At 59.2% G+C, this 11,351-nt stretch carries 9 protein-coding genes; 1 reads left to right on the forward strand and 8 read right to left on the reverse strand.

All coding sequences use genetic code 11. The features are described 5' to 3' along the window. Nucleotides 1-145: 145 nt before the first annotated feature. Both msbA and GWQ44_RS13610 read right to left on the reverse strand, forming a co-directional pair. Nucleotides 146-1,954, reverse strand: coding sequence for a lipid A export permease/ATP-binding protein MsbA (gene msbA / locus GWQ44_RS13605; protein ID WP_016968293.1), 1,809 nt, complete (start codon nucleotides 1,952-1,954; stop codon nucleotides 146-148). A gap of 15 nt (nucleotides 1,955-1,969) precedes the next feature. After that, complete coding sequence (locus GWQ44_RS13610; RefSeq protein WP_275927552.1) at nucleotides 1,970-3,142, reverse strand: O-antigen ligase family protein; 1,173 nt, start codon at nucleotides 3,140-3,142, stop codon at nucleotides 1,970-1,972. Between the two features lie 146 nt (nucleotides 3,143-3,288). Here GWQ44_RS13610 and GWQ44_RS13615 point away from each other — a divergent pair, with 146 nt between their 5' ends. Beyond that, nucleotides 3,289-3,855, forward strand: coding sequence for a lipopolysaccharide kinase InaA family protein (locus GWQ44_RS13615; RefSeq protein ID WP_275927553.1), 567 nt, complete (start codon nucleotides 3,289-3,291; stop codon nucleotides 3,853-3,855). On the opposite strand, the gene GWQ44_RS13620 is transcribed toward GWQ44_RS13615, so the two are convergent. The 6 genes from GWQ44_RS13620 to GWQ44_RS13645 all read right to left on the reverse strand — a co-directional run bounded on the left by GWQ44_RS13620 (nucleotide 3,844) and on the right by GWQ44_RS13645 (nucleotide 11,299). Beyond that, nucleotides 3,844-4,941, reverse strand: a complete 1,098-nt coding sequence (locus GWQ44_RS13620) for a glycosyltransferase (protein WP_275927554.1) — start codon at nucleotides 4,939-4,941, stop codon at nucleotides 3,844-3,846. The two genes, GWQ44_RS13615 and GWQ44_RS13620, sit on opposite strands and share 12 nt — an antisense overlap. Nucleotides 4,942-5,078: 137 nt before the next feature. Continuing rightward, nucleotides 5,079-6,035 carry a glycosyltransferase gene (locus GWQ44_RS13625; RefSeq protein ID WP_047301288.1) on the reverse strand — a complete coding sequence of 319 codons (957 nt, stop codon included), beginning with the start codon at nucleotides 6,033-6,035 and terminating at the stop codon, nucleotides 5,079-5,081. An 84-nt stretch (nucleotides 6,036-6,119) separates the two neighbouring features. Further along, nucleotides 6,120-7,523 carry a PIG-L family deacetylase gene (locus GWQ44_RS13630; RefSeq protein WP_275927555.1) on the reverse strand — a complete coding sequence of 468 codons (1,404 nt, stop codon included), beginning with the start codon at nucleotides 7,521-7,523 and terminating at the stop codon, nucleotides 6,120-6,122. A gap of 8 nt (nucleotides 7,524-7,531) precedes the next feature. Beyond that, complete coding sequence (locus tag GWQ44_RS13635; protein ID WP_016968299.1) at nucleotides 7,532-8,428, reverse strand: antimicrobial resistance protein Mig-14; 897 nt, start codon at nucleotides 8,426-8,428, stop codon at nucleotides 7,532-7,534. After that, nucleotides 8,428-9,558 carry a glycosyltransferase gene (locus GWQ44_RS13640; RefSeq protein WP_275927556.1) on the reverse strand — a complete coding sequence of 377 codons (1,131 nt, stop codon included), beginning with the start codon at nucleotides 9,556-9,558 and terminating at the stop codon, nucleotides 8,428-8,430. The genes GWQ44_RS13635 and GWQ44_RS13640 overlap by 1 nt, the downstream gene beginning before the upstream one ends. After that, complete coding sequence (locus GWQ44_RS13645; RefSeq protein WP_016968301.1) at nucleotides 9,542-11,299, reverse strand: carbamoyltransferase; 1,758 nt, start codon at nucleotides 11,297-11,299, stop codon at nucleotides 9,542-9,544. Before GWQ44_RS13645 ends, GWQ44_RS13640 begins: the two co-directional genes overlap by 17 nt. Nucleotides 11,300-11,351 lie beyond the last annotated feature (52 nt).

The raw sequence follows: 11,351 nt of genomic DNA on the forward strand, positions 1-11,351 counted from the left end.
CCCACGCAAGAAGGTTAGCCCTCTCGTTCATCATTCGAATCGAGAGGGCCAACATAACAAACGCTGGAGAAGGAATTATTTAGCTTTGGTCAACCTTGTAAGGGCATTGATACAAAAGCCCGGGCGCATTGCGCGCCCCGGAATATCAGACGATATCGGCCTCAGCCGGCGCGTCCAGCCCCATGGCATGCAGCCGCGAGTAGTAGCCGCCCATGGCCAGTAGCTCGACGTGAGTACCACGCTCGACAATTTCGCCGTGGTCCATCACCAGGATCAGGTCAGCCTTCTCGATGGTGGACAACCGGTGAGCGATAACCAGAGTGGTACGCCCTTTCATGACCTTGTCCAACGCCGCCTGAATATGCCGCTCCGACTCGGTGTCCAGTGCCGACGTCGCCTCATCAAGAATCAGCAACGGCGCATTCTTCAGCAACGCCCGGGCTATGGCCAAGCGCTGACGCTGACCACCCGAAAGGAGCACGCCGTTCTCTCCGACTTCGGTATCCAGGCCGAGAGGCAGCTCGGCAATGAAGTCCATCGCATAGGCGTCTTGGGCAGCCTTCTCGATATCCGCACGCGGCGCACCTGCCAGGTCCCCGTATGCAATGTTGTTGGCAACGGTATCGTTGAACAAGGTCACATGCTGTGTCACTTGAGCCACGTGTCGGCGCAAGTTACGCAGCCGATAGTCCTCGACCTCAACGTCGTCGAGCAGTATTTCTCCGGTTTCATGATGGTAAAAACGCGGAATCAGGCTGGCCAAAGTCGATTTACCACTACCAGAGCGTCCAACCAAGGCAATCATCTGCCCTGGCTCGGCACTGAAGGTAATGTTCTTGAGAACCTCACGCCCGGTCTCCGGATACGTGAAGCTCAAGTTGCGAACTTCAAGGCGACCACTGATGCGATCTCGCTCGACCGTTCCGCTATCGACTTCAGGCTCAACATCCAGTTGCTCGAAGATACTTTCGGCACCAGCAACACCCTTTTGAATAGTTGAGCTGACTTCCGACAACTGCCGAATCGGTTTAGGCAGCAAACCGGCAGCAGTGATATAGGCCACCAGATCACCGGCTGTTGCATCGCCCCGCAAGAACAACACCAGAAACATCAGTGCGGCCATGGCGGAGTAAATCACCAGTTGCAACATGGGGGTGTAAACAGCGCCAGTCTTGGTCATGCGCAATTGTTTTTCAGTGTTGCTCTGGCTAGCCGCAGCAAAGCGCCGCTGCTCATAGCCTTCACCACCGAAACTGCGCACCACTCGATAACCCTGGATCGCTTCCGAAGCAACATGGGTCACATCGCCCATGGCGACCTGAATCTTTTTGCTCTGTTTGCGAAACTTCTTGCTGGTACTGCCAACCATCAGGGCAATTACTGGCAGGATCGCCAGCATCACCAGCGTCAGTTTCCAGTTCATCCACAACAGATAACCAAACAGAAACACCACTGTCAGGCCTTCGCGAATGACCACTTTGATCGCGTCGGTGGCCGCCCCCGTGACCATAGTCACGTTGAAAGTGATACGGGAAATCAGGTGCCCAGAACTATGAGTATCAAAATAGCGATTGGGCAGAACTAAAAGCTTGTTGAACAGTTCGATACGCAGGTCGTGGACCAACCCCAAGGAAACCTTGGCCAGGTAGTAGTTGCCCAGAAAAGATCCCAAACCTTGCCACGCGGCGATCAGGACGATCAGCAGCGGAACGGCCATCAGCAACTTCAGGTCTCTCAGATACGGCACATTGGGGAAGAACACCACATCGGGATTGCTCAAGCCATCAACGAAGTATTTGAGGATTCCCGCGAGCATCGGCTGGGTAGACGCAAAAATCACGAAGCCCACGATACTCAACAGAAACATGCCAAGGTACGGCCGTACATAGCCCAGCAGCCGGAAATAAATTTTCAGGCTGGAATCCTGTTCCGCTTTGGGCGGTGCGTCACTCATCATCGGGCTCACTGGTTAGGTAGAACGGCGAATTTTATCACAAGCCTCGGGCTTGGCCCGAGCCCAGACCAAAACGCTGGCCAATGCAATTGGAAACCAGGAGATGAACCACTCGGCCCGAGGCGTGCCTGTCAGGCTCGCCGCATCAAACTGCATCGCCAGAAATGAGAACACCCATATCCCGATGAGGCCCTTGCCATATTGGGTATCACGCGCCTTCCACGCTTGCCATAGCACTCCGAACCACAGCCCACACCACAGCAGCAGGCCCGGCAGACCGAGTTCGATGGCCACATGGGTGAACAGGTTGTGAGAGTGATCGAAATAGAGGTTATCGGCAAAGACCTTGTAATCGCCCCCCAATCCCAAGCCGCCCCAAGGCCGCTCAGCAATCATGTGCAAGGCTGCCATGAAAATCTGAGGGCGATAGGAAACGCCACGGGACAAGACCAGAGATTCCATTGCCCAGAATACCGCCAACGCAGTGACAACCGCCGCCGCTGCAATCAAGGTACTGCGCCGGTCACGACACCAGATAGGCATAGCCACGATGCTCAGAAGCAGTGCCAGAGCGGCGCCTCTGCTTTGGCTCAGCACCACAAAGAGCGCGAGCAGCCCCATCGCCAGCAACCAAGCCACCTGCATCCAACGACCGCGAGGCACCCAGTGCAGCATCCACACCGCGGCCAAACCAATGACGTAGGCACCGAGAATCGGATGAGAAAGCTGGCCCAACCCTTCAAGGCGGGCATACCAGGGATGTCCTTCAACGCCATAGAATTTGATCACTGCAATCAGCGACGACAATGCCAGTCCGAAACCGCCCCATTGCATGACTCGAATGACCCGCTCGGGTCGAGCATTGGCAAACACTGGGAAGAATAGCAGGAAGACGCCGATATAAAGCAGGCGCTTGGCCTCACGGGAAGGATCTTCTGCGTTGGTCCAGAACAAACTGATGCCGCCCCAGACCGCCAATAACAGGATCATCAGGCAGATCCAAGGCTGCGACCGCCAGACTTCCTTGAGCCGATCACGGGCAGGCCAGGCAAAAACCAAGGCCGGCAACCAGAGAAAGAGCACCAGGCCCTGCTGATAAATCTTGTTGGTCGGCGCAAATGCAATAGCCAGTAAAAACCATAACAGTCCACCAACCATCCATCCCTGCGCCCAACGATTTGCTTGCATTCCTTACTCCTCATCACGGCCAACCACCCTACCCGGCATGGTTAAAACCCAAAACTTTCGGCATCATTACCGACCACTGTACCCGCGCCCCCGAGAAGGCTCCGACAATGCAATGTTCAAGGCTTTCCCAAGCCGCTCTAACTTCAATGACTGAAGGCGCCAGAATATTGGAAGCCGACAGCTACGGTCCCAAAGTCTACCTGCTGGCAGACGGAGACATCCTCAAACTGTTTCGCCGCAAACGCCTTTTTTCTTCAGCGTTGTTTCACCCCTACTCCAAGCGCTTCATCGACAACGCGGCGGAGTTGCGCAAGCGTGGAATACCCACCTTGACCGTCCTCAAGTTCTTCGAACTAAGTGCCCCCGGCATGACGGCGGTGCTTTATCGACCACTACCCGGGCAGACGCTGCGTCAAATGGCCAGCCAAAAAGACTTTAACTGGCAACAAAACCTCGAGCCACTCGTGGCACTGATTCGTCGATTGCACGCGGCCGGCATCTACTTCCGCTCATTACACTTGGGCAATATCGTGGTCACGCCGGACAATGAAATGGGGCTCATTGATGTCGCCGATATGCGTTTCTTGCGTGCCCCCCTCCCCCCCAGGTTGATCAAGCGTAACTTGCAGCACTTTGCCCGCTATATTGCGCGCGAAGAGCTGAACGAACGCTTTCCAATGCAATCACTGGAACAAGCGCTGTTACCGGCATGAAAACAGCCGCCGCGAGGTTTCAGTGAAATCGGTCCAAGCCTGTTCCGGCGCCAGTGCCCGAGACTGACCGTCGAGGATCACCTCAGCCGACGCTGAAAATGCACGCTCCATGAGGTTGCTCCAGGCACCTACATCGTCCGGCGGCGCATACCAGCCTGACTCAGCCAACTGTTCCCGGAATACCGCAAGATCACTGGTGAGCACCGGAACTCCCGAGATCACCGCCTCTTGCAAGATCAAGCCCAGCCCCTCGTCCAGCGATGGAATGGCTACCCAGTCAAACGCTCGGTAAAGCGCTGCCGCCTCCGGCAGATGACCAGGGAGGGAAACTTTGCCACGCAAGCCCAAACGCTCGATAACGGCCTCAAGGGCAGGCCGCTCGGACCCCTCGCCGACGATGACCAAACGCGCATCGGGTCGATGCACCGCCGCAGCAGCAAAAGCCTCCAGCAAACACGCAAAGCCCTTGCCACTCACCAAGCGGCCTACCGCGCCCAGCACCGGTGAGGCTCCTGATGGCACCCCCAAGCGAGCTCGAGCCTGCTCACGAGACAGTGACGCGGCACGAAAAGCGACCGGGTCGTAGGCGCTGCGCAAGACAGCTACAGGCCGGCGCGAATCACACTCAAGAGATTGGGCGAGAGTGTTCGACACAGCTACCAGCGTCAATTCAGAGTCCGAGAACCTCGCAAACAGCTTTCGATCACTCCCGCGCAGGCGAGTGGTGCCATGAAAAATGACCACAGCACGCACCCCTGGCACAGTCCTGAGTGCCGGCAGCAACGCTCGCGCCACACCGATGCCATCCAGAAGCACCACTTCCAAGTCTTTCGGCAGAGCCTTCTTGAAACGCGCACGCATAAAGGGAGCCAGCAACTTCCAGATGCGTCGCTCCTTGAGCTGATCAGCAGAAAGGTTCCACTCAACGACTTGGTTGCCCTGGAAATCGCCAATACCCGCACTTCCCTGGAGCAGCCAAGTGTTGATCGAAGCACAGCCCTCAACGCGAGAAAGTATCTGTTGATGTACCTTCTGCACCGAAGCAAAAGCAGAGCCACCGGCCCACATGATGTTAAGAATGCTCATTGAAAAAAGACCTTGATACGTGGTTTCGCAAGCCCGCCATTTGCAATTCAGTGATGCCAGGTTGGCCTTCGATCAAAGAACTGAATCCCGACCTGAACAGTATCAAAAAGCCACTAAGCATTCCCGACAAGTCGATATCAAACACCCAGTCGCAACCGCAATCTCTCCACCAGACTTAAGGGAGCACGAGCTCTCAAGGGCGGCTGGAGCGCATCAACAATACGCCGGCCGATCTGAGCGAAACTGAACTGATTGACCGCAAGTTCCTGTCCGTTACGAGCGATATCCGCCGCCAGTAACGGATTCATGCGCAAGTGGGCCAGCTTCTCCTGCAGCTGAGGGATGTCCTTGTAGAGCACAACATTGACCATGTCTTTGAAACCCAAGGCTGCATTCTCGGCAGCCCCCTGATCGAAGGCCAACAACACACAACCACAAGCCATCGCTTCAAAATTCTTGATCATGTACTCGCCCATACCCACATCGGCACTGACGAAAAAACGAATCCGGTTGAGGGTCGCGCAGTACTCTTCACCCGACTTGGTTCGCGTAACCACCAGCGGCTCAACCCGCGCCAGTTCATCCAGCAATGCCTTGCGACCGCTGTAGGCAACGCTGTTGGTACTGCCGACAAAGGCCAGTTCGATATCCCGCTCACGCCCTTGCGCCTGCAACAGCGCCTGATCGTAGCCCTTGGGTACGAACACCGCGTCGAAACCTTCCTCGCGCAAGCGCTCGGTCACCATATGCCCTGAACTGATCACCCGCGCCCAAGGCAAGCGACGGTAATGGGCGCTGAACTTGCCCGTGTACTTGCAGGGAATGTAATTCTGGTAAGCATCGTGCTCGAGAATCACCAGGTTGGGCACAGTGCGAATGAACCCGACCTGGCGTATCTCCTGCTTGAAGCGCAGGAAGAAGATGATGCGGTCATAACGGGAAACATCGACCTCCCGCCGGAAGTAACGACGCAAGTTGCGTTGCTCGTCGCTGCTCAGCCAGCGCACATCGCATTCACAATTCTCGGCAACGCCTTCGTACAAACGATCCAGAATGGCTCGTTGTTCTTTCTGCACCAGAAATAAAACCTTCATCATCTTCCTTTCGACGCTGAGCAGTCCGAGAAAAAATCGACATTGCCCTGTTGTCTTGGCACAAGGCAGTTTTAAAGCAGCAACTCACAAACGCCAGAACAACTCATGCCTGCGAACCGCCTTGCGGAAAAACTCGTTTTCACCGTAGGTCGATCCTGAACGACCGGCCAACCAACGCTGCAGGCAGCGTCGCACACGCCGTTTGAAAGGCGCCGGTGGTTGCAAGTCATGCATCATCCCCAGCGCCATGGCCTTGTCAAACTGCTCGGCCTGGGACAGCGACAAGCACCACGGACGCAAGGCGGTAGCCGCATCAAAGAGCGGAGGCAAGGCAACGCCCGCTCCAGAATCGCCCATGGGCCAGCGGTCGTTGTCATGCAGGTGATTGGCGTAGCCGAGCACGGTGGTCGGCTGCCACTCCAACCCCTCAAGCGCTTGCATCACTGCCGCCTGGGCACAGATGTGGTCAGGATGGGGGTCCAGTGACGGGTGCGGCAGCACTAGCACTTCAGGCCGGGCCTTGAGCAACAGCGCCCGCAGATCCGCCAGCAGGTTGTCCCAGGTCGGCAGGCCGTCACGGTCGGCAGGCAAGGGAAATGGATTGAACTGACGGAACAGGCGGATATCGCTCAACTGCGCTTCGCGCGAGGCCACCGGCTGCTGCGGATCGGCCTGCATGGCCGGCAGTTGCAGGCAGAAATACCCAAGCTGCACGCAGTGAGCCTCAGGCACACCGGCCCAGCGAGGCACGGCGATACTGTCCCAGGCCCGCAGGCGGCCCTTGATGCGCGCCGCCTCGACCGGGCTCATGCCCATGGCCTGATAATGCTCGGCCTCGATTTCACCCGCTGTCAGGGTCACGATCCAGGCTTCGTCAGCCTGGCTGTACAAGCCGAAAGCGGCCAGTTCGGCATCATCGGCATGGGGTGCGATTACCATCACCCGCTGACGCCGGTAGTCGGGGTCGCGCCAAGCCAGCAAGCGAGGCTGGACCTGGATCCGGCAAAAGCGCCCACGCAGTTGCAGCTCGCCACGAACCAGAGGACCGGCCAGACCACTGAGGTTGAGATAGCGCAGCCCATTGACCCCACGCTCGAAGGCCTGGCGATCAGCGCTCGGACCACCCAGCACTTCAATCGCCGGGTCGAGAAAACGTCCGATCCAGGAGCTCTTGACCTGCACTCCGAGGATCAGGGTTTCATCCGCGCCTAACTCGGGCGCCGGATCCAGCAACAGACGTCCCGCTTCCAGGCGCACCGCGATCTGCCGGGCTTCACTGCCGAAGTCGTAGCAGTAGTCATCCTTGGGCGAATAGAACAAGTGATCGGCAAACCAGGCTTCATGAGCCAGCCAGCCAAGCACCGCCAACAGCAGCGGCAACCACCAGGCCACCAGCACCCCCACCAGCAGCAACAGGACCAGCCCCGCCAACAGGACGATTCGTTTGTTGCGCCGGTGGCGCTTGAGCAATTGCTGCTTGCGACTCATGGACGGACTCACACCTGGAAAACCGGCACAGGATTGCACCAACGATCCTTGTATTCACGGTCGGCGCGACCGAAGGAAAAGCGCAGCGGCTTGTTCAAGGCCCGGGCCTGCTCCCAGGCGCTCTGGGTATTGAGGAAGCTCAGCACACTGCCGGGGCTGAACTCCCGTGTCTCGGGATCGACCCCGCCATTGACGTACTCGACGCTGATCCACTGCGGGGCTTCGACCCGGTAGATCAACTGCACGGCAATGGGCGCATCGTTGAGGAAGATCACCGAGCCGATCAACAGCTCGCGCAGGCGCTCCAGTACCTCGGCCATGCGCTCGGCCCCCGTCGCGGCAAAGCCCCAGCGACGCTGGAACAGATCACAGTAGATCGCCGCCAGCTCAGCACTGGTGAAATCAGTGACGGCACGCACCACGCCGCCGGCCTCTTCCAGCAGGCGCAGTTCGCGGCGCTGGTTGTAGCGAAACTTCTTCGACAACTCTTCCGGGGTGCGAGCCATGGCCAACTGTTCGGCCTGAGGCCTGAGGGCGGTGAAGCGCCCTTCGTTGAGCGCGGAGAGATAACGCCCGCGATGACGCAGCACGGCCTGGGCATCCGCGGCGGCCGGCAGGATCAGCTCGGCATTGCCGATATCGAACAACCCCTTCTTGCCGGCACGCTTGAGCACGTCCTTGGACAGCGCCAGGTCCCGCCCCCAGGTGGCGATGGCCGCCTGCAGATGGCCGTTCTGCTCCCAGGCCAGATAGCGCACGGGAATCTGCGCCAGCTCCGCCAGTTGCTCGACCACCAGCGGATGAGTCGCCACGCTGCCACCAAAACGCTGCCAGGCATCGGCATAGGTCGATGCGTCAATGACTGACCAGCCGCGTTCGCGCCAGCCTTGAAATCGATTGAGCATCAGCCCCTCGCGGTCAGATCGGTGACTTGCGGCAAACGCCAGAATGCGTCGCGTACGGCACGGTCGGAGAAACGCTCACGCAGGCGGTCAAGCATCAGTTCGGCGCAGACCCGACGCTGATGATCATCCATCGCGGCCAGGCGCTGCAGCCCTTGAGCCATGTGCTCGACGTCACCCAGCGGAAACAGAATGCCCACGCCCTCGACCACTTCCTTGGCTCCCCCACAGGCGGTGGCCAGCAGCGGCACGCCGGCGGCCATGGCCTCCAGCAGGACCATGCCAAAGGGCTCGTGATCGGAACTCAGGGCAAACACGTCGAACGCGCGGAAGTAGCGCCGGGCCTGCGGCACCTGTCCAAGGAACAGCACGCGATCGGCGATGCCCAGTTCCCGAGCCAGGGATTTCAAATCCTTCTCCAGGCGACCGGTGCCCAGGATCGCCAATTGGCTGTGCGGCGGCAGTTGCGCCACGGCGGCGGCAAAACCCCGCAGCAGGGTGGCCTGGTCCTTGTCCGGATGCAGGCGCCCGACATTGCCGACAATCCAGGCCTCAGCGGACAGGCCCAGCTCGCTGCGAGCCTGGGCCGCGCTCAGTTGTTCGGCCTGCAGCGCCTCAATGTCGATACGGTTGTACAGAGTCTGGATACGCTGTGCCGGCCATTTCGGCAGGCAGGCGCGCATATCGTCACGCACCGCATCCGACACTCCGAGCAGGCTCAAGCGTTTGCGGAACAGATGGGCGAACAGCCTGCGGCTGCCACGCTTGTAATCGGAAAACGCATGATGGACACCGATCACCGGCAAGCCCGTACCCAGCAGGGCGATGTAGATCGGTTTGAAGCGATGGGCGATGCAGAAGCTGAAATCACGCGAGGCGGCGATCTTGCGCAGGTCACGGATCGCTCCCAGCTTCAGCCCTCGGATGGCCTTGGAACTGTACTCCATGAACAGCACTTCATCTGACGCACAGCCCGCGGCGACCTCGGCATCGGCGACCCCGGTCAGGAACACCGTGGTCACTCGATAGCCGCTGCCGGCGAACAGATTGGCGTATTGCCGGGCGCAGTCCAGGAACGGCCCGTCATAGCCGTGGCAGAACTGCAGCACATGGCGTTCAGCCGAGCGTGTCATAAGGGTCCACGCCGTCTTTGACCACCAGAATGTCTTCCATGATCAGGTACTGCAGATCGGACCCATAGAACATGTTCAAGGCGTCGGTCGGCGAGCAGATCATCGGTTCGCCACGGCGGTTCAGCGAGGTGTTCAGCGACACGCCGTTGCCGGTCAGGACTTCCAGGGCCTTCATCATGTCGTAGTAGCGCGGGTTGTATTCGCGCTTGAGCACCTGGGCCCGGGACGTGCCGTCCTCGTGGACCACTTCCGGCACCCGGGTCTTCCATTCTTCCGCCACTTCGAAGGTGAAGGTCATGAACGGCGCCGGGTGATCGACCTTGATCATCTGCGGACCAACGGTGTCGAGCATCGACGGGCAGAAAGGCCTCCAGCGCTCGCGGAACTTGATCTGCTCGTTGATCCGGTCGGCCACGCCGGTGGCGCTCGGGCAACCGATGATCGAACGACCGCCCAAGGCCCGAGGACCGAACTCCATGCGGCCCTGGAACCAGGCCACCGGGTTGCCGTCCACCATGATCTTGGCGATGCGTTCCGGGGTGTTGTCGATCTGCCGCCAGGCCGGTTTGTTCGGGTGGCGGGCACAAGCGGCGATCACGTCTTCGTTGCTGTAGGACGGGCCGAGATAGACGTGTTCCATCTTCTCCACCGGCACCCCACGGGCATGGGAAACATAGGCCGCGGCACCGACGGCGGTGCCGGCGTCGCCGGAAGCCGGCTGCACGAACAGCTCCTTGACCTCGGGACGGGCAATGATCTTCTGGTTCAACTTGACGTTCAGCGCGCAGCCACCGGCGAAGGCCAGCTTGCCGGTTTCCTTGAGGATGTCGCCCAGGTAGTGGTCGATCATCTGCAGGGCCAGCTTCTCGAACAGCGCCTGCATGCTCGCCGCGTAGTGGATGTACGGCTCGTCGGCGATGTCGCCTTCGCGCTTGGGACCCAGCCACTCGATGAGTTTTGGCGAGAAGTAGAAACCCTTGCCCTTTTCTTTGTAGCGGCGCAGGCCGATGACGTTGGCGTAGTCGGTGTTGATCACCAACTCGCCGTTTTCAAAGCTGGCCAGGCGCGAGAAGTCGTACTTGCTGGCATCGCCATAAGGCGCCATGCCCATGACCTTGAACTCGCCGTCGAGCATCTCGAAGCCGAGGAACTCGGTGATCGCGCCATAGAGGCCGCCCAGGGAGTCCGGATCGAAGAATTCCTTGATCTTGTGGATCTTGCCGTTTTCGCCGTAGCCGAAGAAGGTGGTGGCGTATTCGCCCTTGCCGTCGATCCCGAGGATCGCGGTCTTCTCCTTGAAGCCCGAGCAGTGGTAGGCACTGGAGGCGTGGGCCAGGTGGTGTTCCACCGGCTCGATCTTGACCTTTTTCGGGTCAAAGCCCAGTTGCTCCAGGCACCAGACGATCTTCTTGCGGTAGCGCTTGTAGCGACGGTTGCCCATCAGGATCGCGTCCAGGGCGCGGTCCGGGGCGTACCAGTAGCGCTTGGCGTAATGCCAGCGGGCCTTGCCGAACAGGCTGATCGGAGCAAAGGGAATCGCTACCACGTCAACGTCGGAAGGCTTGATACCGGCCTGTTCCAGGCAGAACTTCGCCGACTCGTAGGGCATGCGGTTCTTTGCATGCTTGTCGCGCACGAAACGCTCTTCTTCAGCGGCCGCGATCAGCTTGCCGTCGATATACAGGGCTGCTGAAGGATCATGGCTAAGGGCGCCGGACAGGCCAAGAATCGTCAATGCCACAGGGGTCTAGCCTCGTTTAGTCTGCATGCGGGCGCGATGCGCCTTGAAAATA

This window comes from Pseudomonas sp. 3MA1 (genome assembly GCF_029237275.1).
Classification (GTDB): domain Bacteria; phylum Pseudomonadota; class Gammaproteobacteria; order Pseudomonadales; family Pseudomonadaceae; genus Aquipseudomonas; species Aquipseudomonas fluorescens_AP.